The following is a 22,241-nucleotide window of genomic DNA, read 5'->3' as shown; positions in this document are numbered from 1 at the left end:
GGGATTTCGACCGGGATGCGCTCAGCGCAGACCGAAGCGTTCCGTCCACCGCATCACGTCACCGGTCGTCGCGTTTCCGCCGCACACCACCAGGCCGAGCCGTGCCCCCTCACCCACCCGCTCCAGGACCCGGCGGGCCGCGGGCAGCAGACATCCGGCGGCCGGCTCGGTCCACAGCTTGGCGTGGTCGGCGAGGTCGAGCACGCCCTGCACGGCCTCCCGGTCCGGGACCACGAGCACCTCGGTGACCAGGGCGGACACATGGTGGTATGTCACATGTGACACGGACGGGGCGCTGAGCGTGGTGACGATCGAGGACAGCTCCACCGGCACCGGTCCCCCCGCCGCCAGCGCCTCGGACATCGCCTGCGCGCCCTCGGTCTCCACGCCCCACACCCGCACACCGGGCCGGCGCGCACGCAGCGCCGCGGCCACACCGGCGATCAGCCCACCGCCCCCGACGCTCACCAGCACGTCGGTCAGTTCTCCGGCGTCATCCGCGAACTCCACCCCGACGGTGCCCTGTCCGGCGATCACCACCGGGTCGTCGAACGGGTGGACCAGGGTCAGCCCCTCGTCCCTCAGCCGCGTCACCAGCGAGAACGCGCCGTCCATGTCGTCGGTGAGCCGCACCGACGCGCCGGCGTCCTGGGCGATCTCGATGGAGCGGGCCGGTGCCGAGCGCGGCATCACGACCGTGGCCTTCACATCGAGGGCGGCGGCCATGACCGCGAGCGCGATGCCGTGATTGCCGCCGCTGACCGCCACGACCCCGGCGGCCCGCTCGGCCTCGCTCAGCGAGAGCAGCTTCGCCGTGGCGCCGCGGACCTTGAACGACCCGGTGCGCTGCAGGAGTTCCAGCTTCGCGGTGACCGGGACGCCGAGCAGCGCGGACACACCCGGGCTGGGCACGGTGGGGGTGCGGACGACATGTCCGGCGATCCGTGCGGCGGCGGCCTCGATGGCCTCGATGTCCGTGATCCCGATCATGACCATCACCCTACCGGCGCGGGTGACTGAGTCCGCGTCCGCATCGAACCCTGACCCGAGACGCGACGCGGGTCAATTCGATATCAAAGGCGGCGGCGCACCAGGAAGCCGAGCCGTGACCGCAGCTTGTCGGCGGTGCTTCGCCGCAGGGATACGTCTGTGGGCGCGACCCCCGCGGCGACCAGATGACGGCGAGCCCCGGCAAGGCCGCCGACCGGCCGCCCGCCCCGCCGCATCGATCAGCGCGGTGGCCTCGGCGGGCTCGCCGTCGGCTTCGAGGAGCGCGACGAGCCGACGCGCGCCCGGCGGTGGGGAGTGGAGAGCGCCCGGCACCGGGCACGTCCGTCTCTTCGTCCGCTCCCGCCGATCGCCGTGCACGGGCTTGCCGGTGACCGCGGGATCGCCTCTGCGCCGGATGGTACGCGGGTCTTCGAAGTCGAGCGGTGCTCCGCTCCGCTTCGCCAAGGCCCGTTCGGCGCCGAGGCGGGGAGCCGCCGGGCCAGGTGAACGCCCCGCACTGCCGGGGTCGGCGTGCTGCCGCCCCGCAGCGCCAGACCGGCGCCGCGGTTTCCCCGGCCTCCCGGGCCGCGCGACAACTCGCCCGCCCCGCCCGGTCCGCACCGCCCACCCGGGCCACCCGACGCTGCGCCTCGGCGACCGCGAGCGTGAGACGCAGACCACTTCACGGAACCTCTCAGTGCTGCTGTGCCTTCTGCGGCGCCAGTTCACTCGGGCGTACGACCACATGTCCCTGGCCCTGCAGCATCAACTGCACCGCTTCCCCGGAACCGCCGCGCAGCATCGACCCGAGGGACTGCGAACGGTGCAGCGAGGTCTGCAGGCCGGCGGTCCAGCCGACGATCGCGTCCGTGTCGACGTACACCGGATACTGCGGCGAGACCGGGATGACCAGCGGGTTGCCCTCGCACACCAGGCCCAGCCTGCCGTGTCCGGAGAAGACGCTGTTGAACAGGCCGCCGCCCGAGATGCCGGCGCCCTTCACGGTCGCGATCCGGTACGACAGCGAGGCGTCGAAGCACAGCACGTTGCGGCCGTTGACGGTGAACTCGTCACCGGAGTTCACATCGACGACGAAGCAGTTCTGCGCCTCGTGCGCGAACCAGGCCTCGCCCTGCCCGCGCACCGCCATCAGCGGAAGCCCCTCGCCGGTCACCGCGCGCTTGAGCATCCCGCCCACGCCCTGGCCCTTGCGCTCGAACTGGAGATTGCCGCGATAGGCGATCATCGCGCCCTGACGCGCCATCATCTCGCCGTTCACCGCGTACTTGACGCATTTGGCGTTCTCGATCGTCATGCCCGGCGCCGCGGCGGGCTGGACCATGTGCTCGCTGGAAAAGAGGTCACCCTTCATATGAGCATCCTTTCCCGGAGCCGGTCCTTCCGCCAAGATCGCGGGGCAGGGGTCTTTCACGGCTTTCCGTCAGGCGCCGAAGAGTTGTGTCCAGTACGTGCCCGCCGCGCCGCCGCCGGCGAAGCCGACGCCGATGTGGGTGAACGTGGGCTTGAGGATGTTGGCCCGATGGCCCGGACTGTTCATCCAGCCCTCCACCACCTCGGCCGGTGAGCGCTGTCCGCAGGCTATGTTCTCGCCGATCGAGCGCCGGGTGGAGCCAGCGGACGCCGCCCGGTCCCAGGGCTGGCTGCCGTCGGGCGAGGTGTGCGAGTAGAAGGCGCGGGCGATCATGTCCGCGCTGTGCGCCTGCGCCGCCGTGGTCAGGATCGGGTCGACGGCCAGGGTCGGCAGACCGGCCCCGGCGCGCTCCCGGTTGGTGAGGTCGACGACGTCGGCCGCCGTCCGCGCCAGTTCCTGCGGCGTCAGCGGCCTGGCCCACAGCGCGGTCCAGTACGTGTCGCCGGAACGACCGCCCGTGACGTACCCCAGGCCCGCGTGGGTGAACGCCGGGTCGTGCAGGGTGCGGCTCGGCTCCTGCGAACGCAGGCAGTAGTCCACGAACTCGGCGGGCGTGCGCGGGCCGGAGACCAGGTGCTCGCCGACCGTGACATACGTGAATCCGGTCGCCGTGACGCGCTGGTACACGGAGACACCGCCTGGGCCTTCCACACCGAGTTGTCCTGCCGCGGCCATGGCGGAGGCGTGGGCTCGCGCGGCGGAGGCCAGGCGGGCGTCCAGGGAGACGGGCGGTGAACCGGCCCTGGCGCGGGCGGGGTTGACGAGGCCGAGGAATCCGTCGGGGTCCGGGGCGGGGATGGAGGCCGCTGACGAGGGATGGCGTGGCGCGGAGGGAGGGGCGGGTGGCGCCGCGGTGGGTCGGCGGGGTGCGGTGGGTCGGCGGGGTGCGGTGGGCGGACGCGGTGGCGTGGGGGGAGGGGCGGGTGGCGCGGTGGACGGTCGGTGTGGTGCGGTGGCCGGACGCTGTGATGCGGGGAAGGGCGACGCGGGTGCCGCGCCGAACCCGGCTTGCGGTGCCGCCGTGGTCGCGCTGTCCTCGGTGACCTCGACCCCGAAGTCGCGGGCGAGTCCGGCCAGTCCGTCCGCGTACCCCTGCCCGAGCGCGCGCAGTTTCCACCCGCTGCCGCGCCGGTAGATCTCCGCGAGCAGCAGCACCGTCTCCTGCCCCGGCCGCGGCGGGGCGAACCGGGCGATCAGCCGGCCGCCCGGACCGGCGACCAGGAGGGTGGGGGCGGGCAGGCTGCCCAAGGGAGTGGCGGGCTCGGCGGCGCTGACGACCACGGTGACCCGGGTGGCGCCGGTGCGCAGACGGGACGGGTCGACGGTGAGCGTGTGGCCCTGCAAGTGGGCGCCCGGTGCGGACGGCTGGTTGTAGAACACGAAATCGGTGTCGCCCCGCACTTTTCCGCTGTCGTCGGTGATGAGCGCGGACACGTCGAAGGGGCCGGGCACCTGGACGCTCAAGACGCCGCCCGGGAGAGGCAGATTGCCTCCGGGGACCAACTCGCTCATGACGCCGCCCTGATGGTCGTGGATCCGGCCCCGGTAGGGGTTGTCCGGGAAACGTCCGCCAGGGCGTGCGGGTTCCCCCTCGGCCGCCTCGGGGGCGTACTTCGTACCAGGTGGCGCCGGGTGGCGTACGCACGGGCGACGCGTGTGTGCCGTGTGGTGGTGACTGCTCCTTGTCGGTTCCGCGCGCTCTGGTGAGGACAGCGGCCACGTAAGGACCATCGCACTGGGACGTGAACCGGGACGTGGACCGGGATATGAACCGGGATGTGCAGGGCGGACGGGGGCGAGATCAGCGAATGCCTGCTTGGTTCTCGCATGTGCCGTTCTGGACCCAGGCTCTGCTGCTGGTGGGCGGATTCCTCATCTTCGGCCTGAGTGGCCTGCTCGTACGAGCCCGGATCCGCGACTGGTTCGGCGAAGATCCCGAGCACAACGAACGCGTCAAATTCCTGGTCGAAGTCGTCGGAGGCTTTTACGCCTTGCTGATCGGGCTGGTTGCCGTGGGGGCGTACGACCACTACGTGGAGGTGAAGAAGCTGGTCAATGAGGAGGCTTCGCAACTGACCACGGTCTATCGCGCCGGAGAGGCTTTTCCCAACAGCCGTAGATGTCGTATCCAGTCCCAGGTGCGGAACTACGCCGAGAATGTGATCAACGAGGTCTGGCCGCAGCAGCAGCGGGGCGAAATCGTCGAGGACCAAGGGCGGCTGGATGCCGTATTCGAGTCTCTGATGTTCTATGAGCCGCGGAACGAAGAGGAGTCGAACGCCCAGTCCGTCACCCTCGAAGCCTTCAACGATTACAACAACCTGCGCCGTGAACGGCAGGGGGAGGTGAGCATCGGGCTGCTGCCTGTGCTGTATCTCGTCCTCTTCGGCGGCGCGTTCGTGACCATTGCGGCGACCTGGGCACTGGTCGGCGTCAGAATGATCGACCACGTGGCCCTGACCGGACTGCTGTCGCTCTTCATCGGGTTGTTCATCACCCTGATCATCGCGCTGGACCACCCCCTCCAGGACAGCAACGCGATCGGCCTGTCGCATTGGAAGGTCGCGCTGACACAAGGAATGGGAGTTCCTCCCGAGGGGCAAGCGCAGATCACCACGTACTTCGGGATTTCGAGCAGGGAGCGGGTGCCGGGCTGCCTCCTGGACGTGGCCGACTACGTCTCGTTCGCCAGCTCGGAGCAGCTTCCGCAGTGAACCTCACACGGTTTACCCGTATCCCTGTGGTAGCAGCATTGCTCACCTCGCTCGCCCTGGGCGCCGCTGCCTGCGCCGGGAACGGGCAGGACACGACGATCACGGTGGCGTCCGTCGATTTCACGCGGGACATGGAGAAGCTCGTCGACGACTTCCGGCGCACCCATCCCCGTATCCGCGTGAAGTTCGTCTTCCTCCCCGAGAGGGTGCTGCGGAATCGGCTGGCCAAGGACATCGCCAACGAGGAGAGCCGCTACGACGTCGTCTCCATCGGCCCGTGGGAGGCGCCGATCTGGGCCTCGCGAGGATGGCTCACCCGACTCGACGTCCCGGCGAGCCGGGGCGACTACGACGTAGAGGATTTCATTCCCGTGGTGCGTACGGCGCTGTCCTACCGAAAGGCCCTGTACGCGGTGCCGTACTACGGGGAGTCGTCCTTCCTGGTGTACCGCAAGGACCTGTTCGCCAAGGCCGGGTTGACCATGCCGGAACGCCCGACCTGGCCGCAGGTCGCCGAACTGGCGGCCCAACTGCACGATCCCCGGCACCGCATCGCCGGAATCTGCCTGCGCGGCGGTCCCGTCTGGCTGAACCTGGTGTCTCTCAACACCGTGATCCTGACCTTCGGCGGCCGTTGGTTCGACGAGCACTGGAACCCTCGGTTCACCTCCCCCGAAACCAGGCGGGCGGTGCGGTTCTACGTGGACCTGGTCCGCGGCTCCGGTGAGCCCCGGGCGTATGAAGCAGGGCCCGCCCAGTGCCAGGCGACGATGGAGCGGGGCGGGGCGGCCATGCTGTACGACACCACCTCCTTCGCCGGTCGGCTTGAGGACTCCAGGGTCAGCGAGGTGGCCGGCCGGCTCGGCTACGCTCCCGCGCCCGTGATGCGCACGGACAGTGCGGGATGGCTGTGGACCTGGGCGCTCGCGATCCCGGTCACCTCCAAGCACCCCGAGGCCGCGTGGGATTTCGCCTCCTGGGCCACGTCGAAGCGGTTCTTGAGGCTTTACGGCGAAAGGCTCGGCTGGGTCGGAGTGCCACCGGGCAGCCGGCTGTCCACATACCGCCTTCCTCCGTACCGGAAGGCGGCCAAGGCGTTTCTGCAGCCGACGCTGGATGCTCTCAACGCCGTGAACCTCACCCGGCCCGGCCTGCACAAGCAGCCGTGGACGGGGACCTCGTACGTCGGCATCCCCGAGTACGCGGGGCTCGGTGACCGGGTGGCCAAGGAGATCTCCGCCGCGATCGCCGGCCGGCAGTCGGTCGACGAGGCGCTGGAGAAGGCCCAGCTCTTCGCGAACGACGTGGTCGAGGGCGGCGGCTACCGGGACTGAACCCCCTGCCGGGTCTCGTCGCCCGATCCTCTTTCTTTTATTGACGGCGGAAAAGAACAGCTCTAGGTTCCCCGCCATGCGCCCGACCGCTCGCGCCCAGACGTTCCCCGTCAACACACCGGCCGCCTCCCAGGTCTTCACCACGCTCCTGTCCCAAGGGCCCCTCACCCGCCTGGAGTTGTCCCGGCGTGCCGGACTCTCCGCCGCGGCCGTGACCAAGGCGGTACGTCCGCTGATCGAAGCCGGATACCTGGTGGAGGACGCGGACGCGGAGGCACGCCCCGCGCTCGGTCGGCCCGCCAACCCGGTGCGGGTCGACGGCGGACGGGCGCTGTTCATCGGGATCAAGCTGACCGGCGACGAGATCATCGGCGTACTCACCGACCTGTGCTGCCGGATCCGCGTCGCCCGCCGTATGCCGCCGTCCGCCCGCGACCCCAAGGCGGTGCTGGCCTCGGTCGCGGAGCTGGTGCGGCAACTGCTCGTCGAGGCCGACGAGTTCGGCACCCCTGTCCTCGGGCTCGGCATCGCCGTCTCCGGCGACGTCGACCGCGCCGAAGGCGTCGTCCGCTACTCGCCGTTCCTCGACTGGCACGACGTCCCGCTCGCCGGACTCGCCACCATGACCACGGGACTGCCGGTCACCGTCGACAACGACGTACGGGCCCTGACCGTCGCCGAGCAGTGGTTCGGCGCCGGTGCCGGGCTGTCCGACTTCGCCGTGGTGACCGTCGGCGCCGGCATCGGCTGCGGACTTGTCGTGCACGGCCGGGTGGTCGCCGGTGCGCACGGAGTGGCCGGTGAGATCGGCCATGTGACCGTCGACCCGGCGGGCCCGCTCTGTCACTGCGGCAACCGGGGCTGTGTGGAGGCGATCGCCGGGGACGCCGCCATCGTCCGGCAGATCCGCGAGACCACCGGCATCGAGGTCGCCGGCACCGCCGAGGCCGTGGCGCTGGCCCACCAAGGCGTCGCCGGGGCACGCGCGGCGTATGCCCGCGCCGGTGCCGCGATCGGCCGGGGCATCGCCACCGTGGCCAACCTGCTCGGCCCGGAGCGCGTGATCATCTCCGGTGAGGGCCTGGCTGCCTACGACCTGTTCGCCGAGCAGATCCGTGACGCCTTCACCGCCGCCGCCTTCGGCTCCGCCGCCCAGTGCGACGTACAGACCCGCCCGCTGCCCTTCGAGGAATGGGCACGCGGGGCCGCCGCCACCGCGATCCAGTCCTTCATCAGGTCCGAGATGAACCAGCCCCCGCACGCGCGCTGAGACCCCTGTGCGGGCCCCTCACCGCGGGCTCTGCACCCCGACGACAAGGGCACGCAGGCCATGGCGTACGCCGTGGACCTGAACGGCCTCGACCGCACCTGACCCCGTACCCGAGAGGAGCCGATCTCATGAACCGACGTCGCTTGCTGACCGGCGGCGCCGCCCTCACGGCCACCGCGACACTCCTGCCGACGACCAGAGCGGCAGCCGCACCCGCCCCGCCACTCCCGTCGGCGGCGGAGGTGGTGCGCGTGCTGCGCCGGGTCGCCGACCACTGGATCACCGCCCACCCGGACCCCGGCGACAACGGCTGGGCCAACGCCACCTTCTTCAGCGGCCTGCTCACCCTGCACCGCCTCACCGGCACGCCCCGCTATCTCGCCTACGCCGAGGAGTGGGCGGAGGAGCACGCCTACGGTCTCAAAGGCGGGATCACCACCCGGCACGCCGACAACCACAACGCCGGACAGGCCTACCTCGACCTCTACGCGATCGAGCCCGAGGAGCGGAAACTCGCCGCCATCGAGGAGTCGTTGCACCGCATGGTGTACACGGACCAGCCAGAGAAAAATGACGACTGGTGGTGGGACGACGCCCTGCACATGGGCATGCCGCCCTTCGCCCGCCTCGGCATCCTGCGCGGCGACCCCGCCTACCGGGCGAAGCTGTACGCCCTCTACGACCACACCAAGCGGATCGAAGGCGGGCCCGGCCTGTACGACCCGGCCAGCGGTCTCTGGTACCGCGACGACCGGTTCCTGCCCGGCGGAATCCTCTCGCCCTCCGGCAAGCCGGTGCTGTGGTCCCGGGGCAACGGCTGGGTCGCCGCCGGCCACACCAAGACCCTCAAGGCCCTCCCGCCGGGCGAGCCGCACACCGCCGAATACCGCCAGACCCTGACCCGGCTCGTCCGGGCGCTGGCGCGGGTGCAGCGGACGGACGGCTTCTGGAACGTGAACCTCGCCGACCCCGACCATCTGCCCGGGCCCGAGACCAGCGGCACGTCCTTCTTCCTCTACGGCACGGCCTACGCGCTCCGCGCCCGGCTCGTCGGCCGGGCCGCGCACCTGCCCGTCGTGTCCCGGGCCTGGCACGGCCTCGTCACCACCGCCGTCCACCCCGACGGCTTCCTGGGGTATGTACAGAAGGTCGGTCACCGCCCCGAGTCCAGCCAGCCCGTGACGTACGACAGCACCGCGGACTTCGGCGTCGGCGCCTTCCTGCTGGGCGGCACCGAACTGGCCCTGCTGCTCGGCTGACCGGGCCGGTCAGCCGGACGCCGTCGGCTCCGGGGTGATCAGGCCCCGGCGGTAGGCGATCGCCACGGCCTCGGTGCGGCTCGCGGCGCCCAGCTTGCCGAGAATGTTGGAGACGTGGACGCTCGCTGTCTTGCCGGTGATGAACAGCTCCTCGCCTATCTGCCGGTTGCTGCGGCCGAGGGCGAGGAGCCGCAGCACGTCCTGCTCGCGGGCGGTGAGCGGTGACGTGCCGTGGTGGCCGGGGTCCGACAGCCCGCCACGGCGTATGACGGCGTCCACGCGCTCCAAGAGCGGCGTGGCGCGCAGTTCGGCGGCCGTCACCCGGGCCGTGCCTGCCTCGACGGCCGCCTCCTCGCGGCGCCCGGCCGCCAACAGGGCCTCGGCGAACCGCAGTCGGCAGCGCGCCCGCTCGTACGGGTCGCCGTAGTCGAACGCGGCCACCGCCTTCCCCCACGCCTCCGCGTCCGGACCGGACACGGCCCGCGCCCACTCCGCCTCCGCCCGGGCCAGCCAGGCCTGCCCCTCCGGGCCGTGTGGGACGCCCTCCTCGCCGTGCCGGGCCACACCCCGCGCCAGCTCCACCAGCTCGTCCGCCGTCCGCGCCCGGTGGCGGGCCCCGGCTTCGTCGCCGGTGCGGCGGAGCTCGACGGCCGAGTCGGCGACGGCGGACAGGGCGAGCGTGGCGAGCCGGACCGTCACATCGGGCGGCGTGCCCGCGTCGTCGGTGAGCGCCGCGACCGTGGAGCGCATCCGCGCCACGGCGTCGTCCGCATCGCCGAGCAGCGCGGCGGCGTCCGTCAGCACGATCCCCGCGACGAGCGTGGCCATCCAGTCGAACGGCCCCTGAAGCAGGGCGCGCGCACGGTCGGCCGCCTTGAAGTCGCCGCGCGCCAGGGCGACGTTCAGCGCGGGACCCGCCGTATAGCCGCCGCTCGCCGGCAGCACCGCGGCGTCGCTCACCGCCGCGCGCAGGCACTCGTCCCAGCGGCCCAGGGTGTACAGCACCAGCAGCTGGAGGTAGCGCATCTCCAGCGGATACGGCGAGGACAGCAGACCGGCGCGGCGGGCGCGGTCCAGCCCCTCGGTCAGCCAGGGCAGGCACTCCTCCAGATCGCCGGACTCGAAACAGCCCATGGCGAGGTTGAACAGCGCACGCGTCTCCACCGGCGCACTCCCCGAACTCCGGGCCAGCTCCCGGGCCTCCCGCAGCCGCTCGCGGCCCTGAGGAGTGCGACGACCGCCGCCTTCGAGAGTGGCCAACGAGATCAGCAGGTCGGCCTGGGCATCGGTCACTCTCAACTGCTCGGCGACGCCCAGCGCTTGGCGGGCGACCCGCAGCGCGACCGCCGTCTCGCCGACCTGGCGGGCCGCCATCACATGCGTGGCCGCCGCCCACACCCAGGTCCGCGAGGCGGGTTCGGCGGGGATCAGAGCGAGCGCCTCGCTGCTGTACGTGAACGCCGCCGTCAGGTTGTCGACGCCGATCAGGTTCCCGGCGAGCGTGTAGCGCACCCGGGCGGCCAGCTCGGAGTCCGCGTCCTGGCCGATGCCCGCCAGCGCGGCACGGGTGAGGGAGACCGCGCGGTGCGACTCCCCGGCGTGCGCCGCCGCCGCGGAGGCACGCAGCGTCAGCGTCACCCTGTCGACCCCCTCGCCCGACGGCCGGGCGGCCCGGTCCACCGACGACCACACGTCGAGCGCGGCTTCCAGATGCCTGAGTTCCTCGGCCGGAGCACCGAGCCGATGGGCGTGGCCGGCGGCCTCCAGCGAGGCGGCCAGGGCCTCGGCGAGATCATGGCTCGCGCGGTAGTGGTGGGCGCGCTCGGCCGCGGTCTCCGCGCGCTGCCCGCGGCCGGACAGCAGCCGGGCGAACGCACCGTGCAGCCGCGCCCGTTCACCCGGCAGCAGATCGGCGTACACCGCCTCCCGGGCCAGTGCATGGCGGAAGGAGTACGTGTCGCCGTTCCCGGAGACGAGGAGTTGCCGCTCCACGGCCTCCCGCAGCGCCGACTCCAACTCGTCCTCGGGGAGCCCGACCGCGTCCCGCAGCAGGTCGTGCTCGACCCGCCGCCCGGCGACGGCGGCCGTACGCAGCACCTGCTGAGCCGTGTCGGACAGCTGCTCGAAACGGATGAGGAGGACATCGGCCAGCCCGCTGGGCACCCCGCTCGCCTCCGCGTCCGTGGCGGCCAGCAGCTCCTCCGCGTAGAAGGCGTTGCCCTCGGCGCGCTCCACGATCCGGCGGACCGTCGCGTCCGGCACCGGACGCTCCCGCGGCAGCCCGCGCACCAGCCGGGCCACGTCGGGATCGGCCATGGGCCGCAGCTCCAGCCGCTCCACGGCGGGCAGCCGCACCAGCTCGGCGAGCAGCGGGCGCAAGGGATGCCGGCGGTGCAGATCGTCCGCGCGGTACGAAGCGAACACCGCCAGCCGATGCGTGGGCGCACCACCCGCGGACCGCTGCAGCATGCCGCGGCTGAGCAGGAACCGCAGCAGATCCCGCGAGGACTGATCCGCCCAGTGCAGATCCTCCAGCACGAGCAGCAGCGGAGCGATGTCCGACAGATCGGCCAGCAGCCCCGCCACACCCTCGAACAGCCGCACCCGCCCGCCGTCGTCCGACCCGGCACCCAGCAACCGCTCCACCGCCGGATGCGCCGCCAGCACGTCCGCGAACCGCTCGTCGGCGGCGAGCACCCCCAGCACCTCGCTGAACGGCAGATACGGCAGTCCGACGTCACCGAGATCCACACAGTGCCCGGTCAGTACGGTCATCCCGGCGGCAGCGGCCCGCGCCGAGACCTCGTCCAGCACCCGCGTCTTCCCGACCCCGGCATCCCCGGCGACCAGAACAGCACGAGCCGCACCGCCCCGGGCGCGCTCCAGCACGCTGGAGAGGCGGGCGAGCTCATCCTCCCGGCCGACGATGGGCGTGGTGAACGTAGTGGTCTGCGGCACGAATCCATCCTGGCACGACACACTGACAGCGCCTGATCGGGCCTTCAGGGGGGCGGGGCTCGTACCGATAAGCGGCTTCGCCGCGTGGCGCTCAGGCCCCCGGCGCTCGTGCTCAGGCCCGCAGCACCCGTGCCCAGTCCGCCCGCACCCGTCCGGCGGGGCCCGGCGCGGGCTGATCCGCCGGATGGCTCAGCGGCGGCGCCAGATTGCCCAGGGTCTCGACCCGTCCTCGGTCACATACCTGCGACCGGCGCACCGGGTCTGCAACGCCCGTAGGGGCAACCGGCCGCCCAAGCTCCCGCCGAACGTGTCGCGCCGTTGGTGATCAGGCCGGACATGAATGGACAGGACACGAGAACGGCCTGGCCCCATACCCTGGCAGTGACGAAGCTGCGAGGAGGGGCAAGGCCATGCCTGAAGATGCTACGCCGGACCCGTACGCCGACCGGTTGGTGTTCGGCCAGCGGCTCCAGATCCTTCGGACCCGCAAGGGCCTGACCCGTGATCAGCTCGGGGGCCTCGTCGGCAAGTCCGGGTCCTGGGTCAAGGGCGTTGAGACCGGGCGCCTGAAGACGCCCAAGCCGGAGACGATCCTGCGCGTCGCCGAAGTGCTGCGGGTGCGCGACCTGGCCGACCTCACCGGTGATCAGTCCGTCCACGTGGACCTGTTCACCGGTCCCGGGCATCCGCGTCTCGCCGCCGTGAAGGCCGCCGTGGACGCCTTCCCGATCGCCGGCGCGGACGAGGCCCCGCCCGCTGCGCACCTGCGCGCCCGGCTCGCACGGGCCTGGTCGGCGCGGCACTCCGCACCCAACCACCGGGACGTCATCGGCGCTCTGCTGCCGGACCTGATCCGTGACGCACAGGCCGCTGTCCGCCAGGCAGACACCGGGACCGAACGGCGCGCGGCGCAGGCCGCGCTTGCCGAGGTGTACTCGCTGGCACAGTTCTTCGTGGCCTACCAGCCGGACGCCGCCCTGTTGTGGCGGGTCGCCGGGCGGGGTCTGACCGCCGCGCAGGAGTCCGAGGACCCGCACGCAATCGGCGTGGCCGCGTGGCTGGCCGCACAGGCGCACCGCGACTCCGGACCGGCGCAGTTCGACGCCGCCGACGCGGTGAACCTGGAGACCCTGGCGTACCTCGAACCCCTGCTGCCGGACGCACCGGACGACGTCCTGGCGATCACGGGGGCCCTCACCTTCGAAGCCGGGTACACGGCCGCCCGGCGTGGCCAGACCGGGACGGCGTGGCGCTTCTGGGACACCGCGCGGGACATGGCCGACCGGCTGCCCGCCGACTACTACCACCCCGTGACGTCGTTCTCGCGGGCGATCATGGGGGCGCACGCGGTGACCATCGCCGTGGAGCTGCACCAGGGGGGTGAGTCGGTGCGGCAGGCAGCGGCGGCCGACGCCATGACCATCCCGTCCCGGCCGCGCCGCGCCCGGCACCGGATCGAAGAGGCACGCGGATACCAGCTCGACGGACAGCCGGACGTGGCGTTGGCCACGCTCAACCAGGCCCACGAGGCCGCCCCGGAGACGATCAAGTACAACGGCTACGCAAAACGGATCGTCCTCGAAGAGGCGGAGTCCAAGAGCCCGTCCCGCAAGCGCCGCGCCTCCGAACTCGCCGTGAAGCTCGGTCTGTTGGCTGCATAGCCGAGGGGGCACATTCTGTGCCCCTGCCAGTCCCCCGGCGCTCGTACGGTCTCAGCCCGGCCGACGCAGCGAGGGATCGAGGGGACCATGAGCGAGACGACCATGACCGGACCGGTGCGGGTGGGCCTGCCGCCCCAGGATCCGGATCCGGTCGACGGGTGCGACGTGTGCGGCGCACTCGCCCGCGCGCCGGAGGCGGCCCGGCTGGACGGGGACCTGTCCAAGGTCTCGGACATCAACGTGGAGATGCGCAGCCACCAGGCGGCCGGACGATGACCGCGCCGACAACCGAGACCGACCGGCCGCCGCTGTCGGCGGAATGCACCCTGGCCCAACAGCCGGACTACCGGGACGTGCACGGTCTGTGCCGCCAGATCAAGGACGTGCCCTTGCCGTACTCGCACGGGGGCTGGCTCGTGCGCCGCTGCACGTGCGCCTGCCACCGCCGGGGAGATGCCTCGTGACCACAGGCCTGCACGTGTGCCGCGCCTGCGACGAGGTGATCACTGACCCGGCGGACGCCGAGTTGGTGGCTCACGACCTGGGCAACTCGGGTCCAGGATGGGACATCTACGCCCACCGTGATCATGTAGGCGACGTCGAGCTGATCGGCCCGGACCTGCTCCGGATCATGCTCCGCATCTGGGCCGCACATCGCCCCGCGATGTAGCACCCCACAGCCCAACGCCCGGCCGGTGCCATACGTCTCCCACCCCGAGAGCGTTCGGATTCGCCGTACGGCGGCCTCAGCGGCGCCGTGAACTCAGCACGCAGAACTCGTTGCCCTCCGGGTCGGCAAGCGTGACCCAGCTCTCCCCGCCGGTCTGGCCGACGTCCGCGTGCCGTGCGCCGAGCGCGAGGAAACGGGCGACCTCGGCCTCCTGGTCGTCGGGGCGGAAGTCGAGGTGCAGGCGGTTCTTCAACGTCTTGCCCTCGGGGACCGGCCCGAAGATCAGCCCCGGCAGGCGGTCCTCCCGCGGCCGGATCTCGAATTCCTCCGGCGAGTCGTTCAGCACCGCCCACCCCAGAGCCTCGGCCCACCAGCGGCCCAGGCCAGCCGCGTCGGCCGCATCGGCCTTGTCCAGGTTGACTTGCTCCCATACCAGGCCCATCCCGGCAGCGTAGTGAAGACTGGTCGACGGAGGCGACCGCGATACTGGGAGGCAGCAGCATGAAACGCCCGATCACGGCAGGGGTCGACGGTACGGAGGAGAGCCTCGCCGCGCTGGCTTGGGCGGCCCGCGAGGCGGTCCGCCGCGGGCTGCCGCTGCGGGTGGTGCACGCCTGGAGGTTCCAGCCGCACGAGGCGGTCGACGCCGGGGACGCGGGTAGCCAGGCCGGGTGGGTGCGCAAGGCCGTGGCGGAGGCCGCCAGGACCGTTATCCAGCAGCACCCGGAACTCGATGTGACGACGGACGTCCTCGAAGGCGGCCCGGTCGACACCCTGACCGCCGCCGCGGCCGACGCCGAGATGCTGGTGCTCGGCTCGCGCGGCCACGGCCGGGTCGTCGGGTTCCTGCTCGGCTCGGTCGGACAGCAGGTCATCGCCGGGGCCACGGGCCCCGTCGTCCTCGTCAGGGCGGGGGACGAGCCGGCCGCCGAGGCCGATGGCCGCGAGGTCGTCGTGGGCCAGCAGGGCGACCCGGACGACAGCGCCGCCGTGCTGCGGTTCGCGTTCGAGACGGCGGCGGCCCGCGGGGCGACCGTACGGGCCGTACGGGCCTGGACCCTGCCGCCGGTGTTCTCCTACAGCCCGGGCTCGCTGAAGCTGCTCGACGAGGCCGGAGGGCTGGAGCCGTACGAGAAGAAGGCGCTGGCCGCGGCGGTGCAGCCGTGGCGCGACCGGTTCCCGGACGTTGCGGTGGCGGAGCACGTGGAGATGGGCAGCGCGGGGCAGGTGCTGCTGGACGTCGCCGGGCAGGCGCAGCTGATGGTCGTCGGCCGCCGGGCCCGCCGCAGCGCCGTCGGCGCCCGGATCGGCTCCGTCGCGCACGGCGTCCTGCATCACGCGGGCTGCCCGGTGGCCGTGGTGCCGCCCGCCTGAGTCACTCGGCCGTCGGCCGCAGCGTCTCGCGGGCCTTGGGCAGGATGCTCTTGACGTAGTCCGCCACCGCCGTGTCCAGCCCGATGTCGTGCTGGGCCCGCTCGGACAGGTACCAGCGGTGTTCGAGCAGCTCGTGGTAGATCTCGGCCGGGTCCATCGAGCCGCGCAGCCGAAGTGGCACGGCGCGCACGGTGGGCCGGAACACGTCCCGCACCCAGCGGTGGGCGAGCACCTCCGGGCGGGCGCCGAGGGGGTCGCCCGGGGCGTAGTCGTCCTGGGTGGCCATCCAGCTCTCCAGGTCGTTCAGGAGCCGCCGCGCCTGGTTCTCCTCGGTGTCGAGGCCGGTCAGCCGGAGCAGCTGGCGCTGGTGGTGGCCCGCGTCGACGACCTTGGGCACGAAGGTGACCGTGTCGCCGTTGGAGTTGTGCTCGATCTGCATCTCGGCCACGTCGAAACCGAGATCGTTCAGGCGGCGTATCCGGCGCTCTATGTAGTGGTGCTTGCCCGCCGGGTAGACGGAGGTACGGGTCAGCTCCTCCCACAGCGCCCGGTAGCGCACGCAGATCTCGGTGCCGAACTCGATCGCGTCGACGGACGGGTGCAGCGCCCCGGACGCCTCCAGGTCCAGCAGCTCGCCGCTGATGTTGACCCGGGCGAGGTCGAGGTCGTAGTCGCGCTGTCCGGTGCTGAGCCGCGGATGCAGGTCACCGGTCTCGGCGTCCACGAGGTATGCGGCGTAGGCGCCCGCGTCCCGCCGGAAGAGCGTGTTGGACAGCGAGCAGTCGCCCCAGGCGAACCCGGCGAGGTGCAGCCGGACCAGCAGCACGGCCAGGGCGTCCATGAGGCGGTGCATGGTGGCGGGGCGCATCGTCGTCTCGAACATCGAGCGGTACGGCATCGAGCCGCCCAGATGCCGGGTGATCAGCACCGGCTCCAGCGGGACCCCGTCCTTGTCGGCACGCCCGGTGACCACGGCGAGGGGGTCGACCGCGGGGATGCCGATACGGTCCAGGTCCCGCAGCAGCTCGTACTCGCGCAGCGCGGGACGTTCGGCCAGCTCCTTGACGGCGACGACCTCGGAGCCGGCCCGGGCGTACCGCACCACATGGCGGGAGATGCCGCGCGGCAGCGGGACGAGGTACTCCTCGGGCCACTCCTCCAGGGTCACGCCCCACGGCAGCTCCAGGAGGAGCGCGGGGTGCTCCGGGTTGGTCGCGCTGATCTGCAATGCCATGGCCAGAACTCTAGAGCGCGCGCTCCATGGCGTGCCGTGCCGCCTCACCTACCGGCCCGCGGTGCACCGGCCCGTGTCCGGGGACCAGGACGTCGGCGTCGAGGCTCTCCAGGATCTCCAGCGAGGTCACGGCGCGGGCGCGTTCGTGGTGGAACATGTCCGGCAGCAGCTGTGGCCCCCTGGCGCGCGAGGTGGGGTGGCCGCTGACCAGGGCGTCGCCGGAGATCACCACTCCGGCCTGAGGGAGGTGGAAGGCGGTGTGGCCGAGCGTATGGCCCGGCGTGTGCACGGGGACGGGGCGGCCGGGCAGGTCGAGCGGACCCCGCGCCGGGAACGCCTGAGGTTCGGCGACGGGGACGTGGGCGGTGCCGCCGACCCGCAGGGCGTGGACGGCCCACGGCAGGACACCCGGACGCCAGCCGTTGTTGAGGACCTTGCCGATGGTCACCTGGTGCAGGAAATCACGGCGGGCGTGCGGCACTTCGGCCTCGTGGAGGTAGACCGGCGTGCCGTACGTGCCGCGCAGGTGCTCGGCCGAACCCAGGTGGTCGTTGTGGGCGTGCGTGATCAGCACCGCCGCGACGGCCTCCGGCGAACTCCCCACCTCCGCGAGCGAAGCGAGAAGGTGCGCCCGGTCCCCGGGGTATCCCGTGTCGACCAGCGTGACGGACTCCCCCTCGCTCAGGATCACCCAGTTCGTGTGGGAGCCGTGCACCAGATAGGTGCCGTCGGCGACTTGCTGCACCGCTGCCCGCATGATCGTCCCGATTGGTGAGGTCCCTGCCCGACGGCACCAGCAAAGCAGACCCGCAGCGTCGAGGGGCGGCAGGGTTCCGTCAGGGGGTGAGGCTGCCTCCGGCGCCGTCCGCCGGAGGCAGCCCCCGCGCGCATCCGAAGCGGCCGCCTCTCCGCCTCAGTGCACGCCGTGCGGGCGGAACTGCACGCTGATGCGTGGTCCCGCGGCCCGTGCGGTCTTCGGTACGGCGTGCTCCCAGGTCCGCTGGCAGGAGCCGCCCATCACGATCAGGTCCCCGTGCCCCAGCGGACGCCGGATCGTGTCGCCGCCGCCGTGCGCGGGACGCAGCAGCAGATCACGGGGCGTGCCGACGGAGAGGATCGCGACCATCGTGTCCTCCCGGGCGCCCCGTCCGATCCGGTCGCCGTGCCAGGCGACGCTGTCCCGGCCGTCGCGGTAGTAGCACAGGCCGGCTGTGGTGAAGGGCTCGCCGAGTTCGCCGGCGTAGTGCGCCGAGAGCGCGTCGCGCGCCTCGTCGAGTACGGGGTGCGGCAGCGGGTCGTCGGCGCCGTAGAACGCCAGCAGCCGAGGTACGTCGACGACGTGGTCGTACATCGTGCGCCGCTCCGCACGCCACGGCACGTCGTCCGCCAGTTGTTCGAACAGGACGTCGGAGCCTTCGAGCCACCCGGGCAGGACGTCGATCCAGGCGCCGCGGTCCAGTTCGGTGCGGCGCAGCCCGCCGAGGGAACCGAGGCGGAGCCGGTCCGACTGGTCGAAGAGCGAGCCCTGGAGGTGCGCGGTCATGAGCCCAGCGTACCGGTAAATCGAAAATATGTTCCAATGATGTGAGGGGGCTCTTGCTCTTACCCGTCCTCACCCTTTGGATACATTCCTGTATCGGATACATTCACGTATCGAACGAAGGGCGGGACATGGTGGCGGACGCGACGACCGGGCGCGTGACCAGACGCCGGGTCCGCACCCGCGCCAATCTCCTGGACGCCGCGTTCGCGGTGTTCGCGGCCAAGGGCTTCGGCCGGGTCTCGATCGAGGAGGTCTGTGAGGCGGCCGGGTACAGCCGGGGCGCCTTCTACTCGAACTTCGCCAGCCTCGACGAGCTGTTCTTCGCCCTCTACCGGCAGCGCGCCGACCTGATCGCCGAGCAGGTGTCCGGAGCGCTCGCCCTCGACGGCCCCGACCTCGACGTGCCCGCCGCCGTCGACCGCGTCACCGAGGTGCTGCTGCTCGACCGGGACTGGCTGCTGGTGAAGACGGACTTCCTGGTGCACGCCGCCCGTGACCCGGACGTGGCGCGGACCCTGCTGGAGCACCGCGCCCGGCTGCGCGGCGCCATCGCGCAGCGGCTCGCCCGCGCCCAGGGGCACACCGAACTGCCCGCCGTACTGGGCGACATCGAGGCCGCCGCCCATGCGGTGGTCGCCGCGTACGACGGGGTCACCATTCAACTGCTGCTGGACGGCGAGGTCGGGCACGCTCGCGCCTGGCTCAAGCAACTGCTGACCGCGCTGCTCACCGACGGCAGCGGGAAAACCGTATGAGGAAGGGGACGGTCGCCATGGATGCCGACGTCATCGTCGTCGGAGCGGGCCTCGCCGGCCTGGTCGCGGCACACGAACTCACCAGCCGGGGCCGCAGGGTCGCCCTGGTCGACCAGGAGAACGCCGCCAACCTGGGCGGCCAGGCGTTCTGGTCCTTCGGCGGGCTGTTCCTGGTCGACTCCCCGGAGCAGCGGCGCCTGGGCATCAAGGACTCCTTCGACCTCGCCTGGAACGACTGGCAGGGCAGCGCGCAGTTCGACCGCGTCGACGACGAGGACTCCTGGGCGGTGCGCTGGGCGCGGGCCTATGTCGAGTTCGCGGCGGGGGAGAAGCGGTCGTGGCTCGCCGGGCACGGCATCTCGTTCCTGCCGACGGTCGGCTGGGCGGAGCGCGGCGACCTGCGGGCCGACGGACACGGCAACTCCGTCCCCCGCTTCCACATCGCCTGGGGCACGGGCACGGGTGTCGTCGAGCCCTTCGTCGGCCACGCCGAGCAGGCGGCGCGCGACGGGCTGCTCACCTTCCACCACCGGCACCGGGTGGACGAACTCGTCGTCGAGGAGGGCTCGGTGCGCGGCGTGCGCGGCACGGTCCTCGCCGAGGACCGCTCGGCCCGCGGTGCCGCCTCCAACCGCGACCGGATCGGCGACTTCGAACTCACCGCCCAGGCCGTCGTCGTCACCACCGGCGGCATCGGCGCCAACCACGACATCGTCCGCCGCTACTGGCCCGAACGCCTCGGCACCGCGCCCGCCGAGATGGTCACGGGCGTGCCCGCCTACGTCGACGGGCGCATGCTCGACATCAGCGCCGAGGCCGGCGTACGGCTGGTCAACCGCGACCGCATGTGGCACTACACCGAGGGCCTGCAGAACTGGGACCCGATCTGGCCCGGCCACGGCATCCGCATCCTGCCCGGCCCGTCCTCGATGTGGTTCGACGCGCTCGGCCGTCGGCTGCCCGACCCGTGTCTGCCCGGCTACGACACCCTCGGCACCCTCAAGTACCTGCGCACCACCGAGGACATCGCCGGGTACGACCACTCCTGGTTCATCCTCACCCAGAAGATCATCGACAAGGAGTTCGCGCTGTCGGGCTCCGAGCAGAACCCCGACATCACCTCCAAGGACCGCAGGGCGTTTCTGCGTGAGCGTGTCCTGGGCAAGGGCGCCCCGAAACCGGTCGACGCGTTCCTGCGCAAGGGGGCGGACTTCGTCGTGGCCCCGGCACTCGACCAACTCGTCGAGAAGATGAACCAGTTGACGCACAAGCCGCTCCTCGACGCGGCCGAGGTGCGGCGCCAGATCGAGGCGCGCGATCTGCAGATCGCCAACCCCTACACGAAGGACTCCCAGGTCCAGGGCATCCGCAACGCCCGCCGCTACATCGGCGACCGTCTCGGCCGGGTCGCCACCCCGCACCGCATCCTCGACCCTGCCGCCGGACCCCTGATCGGCGTCAAACTGCACGTCCTGACCCGCAAGACCCTCGGCGGCATCCAGACCGACCTCGACTCCCGCGCGCTCGGCGCGGACGGCCGGCCGATCGAGGGCCTCTACGCGGCGGGCGAGGTCGCCGGCTTCGGCGGTGGCGGCGTCCACGGCTACAACGCGCTGGAGGGCACCTTCCTCGGCGGCTGCCTGTTCTCCGGGCGCGCGGCGGGCCGGGCGGCGGCGCGGCAGACGGGATGAGTCTGCCGGCCCGTCTCCTCAGCTCTGCAGGAGACGGGCCAGCACGGCGGCATGACTCTCCTCGGGGGACTTGGCCGAGGTGAGCAGGGTCACCGGCCCCTTACGGACCAACTCCCGGATCACCTCGACGAGTTCGGTGACCTCGGGCGCGGCGAGTTCCGCCTCGTAACGACGGCTGAACTCCTCGTACGACCCCTCGCCCGCGTGGTACCAGCGGCGCAGTTCGGACGACGGCGTGAGCGCCTTCGGCCACTCGTCCACCCGCGCCGCGTCCTTCGACACACCGCGTGGCCACAGCCGGTCGACCAGCACTCGGGTGCCGTCGTCCGGCTCGGGCGGATCGTAGACGCGACGGACACGAACGCTCACGGTGCGGCCTCTCGACGGGGGATGTGCCGGGAGCGTACTGCGGAGTGCGGCGGGGAAGGCGGTACGACGTGACCTGAACGAGGGCGAAACACGGATGAACCGACGCCTGCCGTGCAGCCGTGCCCGCCCCCCGGCTCCCCGCCCTCCGACTCGCAAGCGTGAACAGCTGTGACCGAACGCCCCGCAGAACCTGACGACTTCCTCACATCTCCTGGTCAAAGTCGAGCCATGATCGCACGCAAGCCCGGATCAGCCCTGCTCGCCGCGTCCCTGCTCCTGACCGGATGCGGTGGCGGTGCCGCGGCCTCCCCGGACCACGAGACCGTGACCACGCCGGCCACCACGCCGAATACCCTCGCCCCCGAGGTCTCCATCGAGACGGCCCCGCAGCAGCTGCCCGGCCTCGGGCCGAAGACCTTGGCGGAGGTGCCGTCCGAGGCCCGGCAGGCCGTCGTCGTGACCGGTCGGGGCAAGAACTCCTCGGCCTCCACCGTCATCCTGTACGAGCGCACCGCCGCGGGCTGGCGTGCGGGCGAGAGCTGGCCCGCCCACAACGCCCTCAGGGGCTGGACCGACGACCACCGGGTCGGCGACCTGCGCTCACCCATCGGCGTCTACACCCTCTCGGACGCCGGCGGCCTGCTCGAAGACCCCGGAACCAGGCTGCCGTACGACCGCTCCGCCAGCTTCACCGCCTCCGGCACCGGATTCGAGGGTGAGCCGCTGGCCGGCTCCTTCGACTACGTCATCGCCATCGACTACAACCGGAAACCCGGAACCTCGCCGCTGGACTGGACCCGCCCGCTCGGCGCGAGCCGCGGCGGCGGGATCTGGTTGCACGTCGACCACGGCGGCCCCACGCAGGGCTGTGTGAGCGTCGCCGAGGAGCACATGAAGGAGCTGCTCCTGGCGCTGGACCCGCGGCTCCACCCCGTCGTCGTCATGGGCGACGCCCAGTCCCTGGCCCGCTGAACGGTTTAGGATCCG

General features: G+C 71.9%; 21 protein-coding genes and 1 pseudogene. 12 read left to right on the top strand and 10 right to left on the bottom strand.

Annotated features, from left to right (window positions below; translation table 11 throughout):
* Positions 1-21: 21 nt before the first annotated feature.
* The 3 genes from GFH49_RS34150 to GFH49_RS34140 form a co-directional block, all read right to left on the bottom strand.
* Positions 22-990: a threonine/serine dehydratase family protein gene (locus GFH49_RS34150; protein ID WP_155059938.1), complete on the bottom strand. Its 969-nt coding sequence runs from the start codon at positions 988-990 to the stop codon at positions 22-24.
* 694 nt (positions 991-1,684) lie between these two features.
* Positions 1,685-2,362 carry an AIM24 family protein gene (locus tag GFH49_RS34145; RefSeq protein WP_155059937.1) on the bottom strand — a complete coding sequence of 226 codons (678 nt, stop codon included), beginning with the start codon at positions 2,360-2,362 and terminating at the stop codon, positions 1,685-1,687.
* A 69-nt stretch (positions 2,363-2,431) separates the two neighbouring features.
* Complete coding sequence (locus GFH49_RS34140) at positions 2,432-3,934, bottom strand: CAP domain-containing protein (protein ID WP_155059936.1); 1,503 nt, start codon at positions 3,932-3,934, stop codon at positions 2,432-2,434.
* Between the two features lie 230 nt (positions 3,935-4,164).
* Here GFH49_RS34140 and GFH49_RS34135 point away from each other — a divergent pair, with 230 nt between their 5' ends.
* The 4 genes from GFH49_RS34135 to GFH49_RS34120 all read left to right on the top strand — a co-directional run bounded on the left by GFH49_RS34135 (position 4,165) and on the right by GFH49_RS34120 (position 8,999).
* On the top strand, positions 4,165-5,136 hold the full coding sequence (locus GFH49_RS34135) for a bestrophin-like domain (RefSeq protein ID WP_155059935.1): 972 nt from the start codon (positions 4,165-4,167) through the stop codon (positions 5,134-5,136).
* A 26-nt stretch (positions 5,137-5,162) separates the two neighbouring features.
* The gene (locus GFH49_RS34130) at positions 5,163-6,470 is read left to right on the top strand and encodes an ABC transporter substrate-binding protein (protein ID WP_230396654.1); all 1,308 of its coding nucleotides are present in this window, start codon (positions 5,163-5,165) and stop codon (positions 6,468-6,470) included.
* Positions 6,471-6,546: 76 nt separating this feature from the next.
* Positions 6,547-7,740: an ROK family transcriptional regulator gene (locus GFH49_RS34125; protein WP_155059934.1), complete on the top strand. Its 1,194-nt coding sequence runs from the start codon at positions 6,547-6,549 to the stop codon at positions 7,738-7,740.
* Between the two features lie 128 nt (positions 7,741-7,868).
* The gene (locus tag GFH49_RS34120; protein ID WP_155059933.1) at positions 7,869-8,999 is read left to right on the top strand and encodes a glycoside hydrolase family 88/105 protein; all 1,131 of its coding nucleotides are present in this window, start codon (positions 7,869-7,871) and stop codon (positions 8,997-8,999) included.
* Positions 9,000-9,008: 9 nt separating this feature from the next.
* Here the strand turns inward: GFH49_RS34120 and GFH49_RS34115 are convergent, their stop codons facing one another.
* Positions 9,009-11,957: a helix-turn-helix transcriptional regulator gene (locus GFH49_RS34115; RefSeq protein ID WP_155059932.1), complete on the bottom strand. Its 2,949-nt coding sequence runs from the start codon at positions 11,955-11,957 to the stop codon at positions 9,009-9,011.
* Positions 11,958-12,069: 112 nt separating this feature from the next.
* Positions 12,070-12,162 (bottom strand): annotated as a pseudogene (locus tag GFH49_RS41775) (UBP-type zinc finger domain-containing protein); the annotation flags it as partial.
* 205 nt (positions 12,163-12,367) lie between these two features.
* Between GFH49_RS41775 and GFH49_RS34105 the strand changes: the two are divergent.
* From GFH49_RS34105 to GFH49_RS34090, 4 genes are all read left to right on the top strand, one after another.
* Positions 12,368-13,618, top strand: coding sequence for a helix-turn-helix domain-containing protein (locus tag GFH49_RS34105; RefSeq protein WP_155059930.1), 1,251 nt, complete (start codon positions 12,368-12,370; stop codon positions 13,616-13,618).
* A gap of 87 nt (positions 13,619-13,705) precedes the next feature.
* A complete protein-coding gene (locus GFH49_RS34100; RefSeq protein ID WP_155059929.1) occupies positions 13,706-13,894 on the top strand; it encodes a hypothetical protein in 189 nt (62 codons plus the stop codon).
* Positions 13,891-14,082 (top strand): hypothetical protein, encoded by a 192-nt coding sequence (locus GFH49_RS34095; RefSeq protein WP_155059928.1) that lies wholly within the window; start codon positions 13,891-13,893, stop codon positions 14,080-14,082. Before GFH49_RS34100 ends, GFH49_RS34095 begins: the two co-directional genes overlap by 4 nt.
* Positions 14,079-14,288: a hypothetical protein gene (locus tag GFH49_RS34090; RefSeq protein ID WP_155059927.1), complete on the top strand. Its 210-nt coding sequence runs from the start codon at positions 14,079-14,081 to the stop codon at positions 14,286-14,288. Before GFH49_RS34095 ends, GFH49_RS34090 begins: the two co-directional genes overlap by 4 nt.
* A 76-nt stretch (positions 14,289-14,364) precedes the next feature.
* Here GFH49_RS34090 and GFH49_RS34085 read toward each other — a convergent pair whose 3' ends face one another.
* Positions 14,365-14,730 carry a VOC family protein gene (locus tag GFH49_RS34085; protein ID WP_155059926.1) on the bottom strand — a complete coding sequence of 122 codons (366 nt, stop codon included), beginning with the start codon at positions 14,728-14,730 and terminating at the stop codon, positions 14,365-14,367.
* Between the two features lie 59 nt (positions 14,731-14,789).
* Here GFH49_RS34085 and GFH49_RS34080 point away from each other — a divergent pair, with 59 nt between their 5' ends.
* Positions 14,790-15,662 carry a universal stress protein gene (locus tag GFH49_RS34080; RefSeq protein ID WP_155059925.1) on the top strand — a complete coding sequence of 291 codons (873 nt, stop codon included), beginning with the start codon at positions 14,790-14,792 and terminating at the stop codon, positions 15,660-15,662.
* 1 nt (position 15,663) lies between these two features.
* Here the strand turns inward: GFH49_RS34080 and GFH49_RS34075 are convergent, their stop codons facing one another.
* The 3 genes from GFH49_RS34075 to GFH49_RS34065 form a co-directional block, all read right to left on the bottom strand.
* Positions 15,664-16,896 (bottom strand): DUF4032 domain-containing protein, encoded by a 1,233-nt coding sequence (locus GFH49_RS34075; protein ID WP_155059924.1) that lies wholly within the window; start codon positions 16,894-16,896, stop codon positions 15,664-15,666.
* Positions 16,897-16,906: 10 nt separating this feature from the next.
* Positions 16,907-17,653, bottom strand: coding sequence for an MBL fold metallo-hydrolase (locus tag GFH49_RS34070; RefSeq protein WP_155059923.1), 747 nt, complete (start codon positions 17,651-17,653; stop codon positions 16,907-16,909).
* A gap of 156 nt (positions 17,654-17,809) precedes the next feature.
* Positions 17,810-18,439: an alpha-ketoglutarate-dependent dioxygenase AlkB gene (locus GFH49_RS34065; RefSeq protein ID WP_155059922.1), complete on the bottom strand. Its 630-nt coding sequence runs from the start codon at positions 18,437-18,439 to the stop codon at positions 17,810-17,812.
* A 128-nt stretch (positions 18,440-18,567) separates the two neighbouring features.
* Between GFH49_RS34065 and GFH49_RS34060 the strand changes: the two genes are divergently transcribed.
* Together GFH49_RS34060 and GFH49_RS34055 are read left to right on the top strand one after the other, a co-directional pair.
* Positions 18,568-19,194, top strand: coding sequence for a TetR/AcrR family transcriptional regulator (locus GFH49_RS34060; protein ID WP_155059921.1), 627 nt, complete (start codon positions 18,568-18,570; stop codon positions 19,192-19,194).
* A 17-nt stretch (positions 19,195-19,211) separates the two neighbouring features.
* Positions 19,212-20,885 (top strand): FAD-binding dehydrogenase, encoded by a 1,674-nt coding sequence (locus GFH49_RS34055; RefSeq protein WP_155060005.1) that lies wholly within the window; start codon positions 19,212-19,214, stop codon positions 20,883-20,885.
* An 18-nt stretch (positions 20,886-20,903) separates the two neighbouring features.
* Here GFH49_RS34055 and GFH49_RS34050 read toward each other — a convergent pair whose 3' ends face one another.
* Entirely contained in the window at positions 20,904-21,254 is a 351-nt protein-coding gene (locus tag GFH49_RS34050; RefSeq protein ID WP_155059920.1) for a DUF488 domain-containing protein, read from the bottom strand.
* A 228-nt stretch (positions 21,255-21,482) separates the two neighbouring features.
* Here GFH49_RS34050 and GFH49_RS34045 point away from each other — a divergent pair, with 228 nt between their 5' ends.
* Positions 21,483-22,226, top strand: coding sequence for a hypothetical protein (locus GFH49_RS34045; protein ID WP_155059919.1), 744 nt, complete (start codon positions 21,483-21,485; stop codon positions 22,224-22,226).
* Positions 22,227-22,241 lie beyond the last annotated feature (15 nt).

It is taken from the genome of Streptomyces blattellae, assembly GCF_009709555.1.
GTDB classification, from domain to species: domain Bacteria; phylum Actinomycetota; class Actinomycetes; order Streptomycetales; family Streptomycetaceae; genus Streptomyces; species Streptomyces blattellae.
This window is presented reverse-complemented; position numbering and strand designations above follow the sequence as displayed.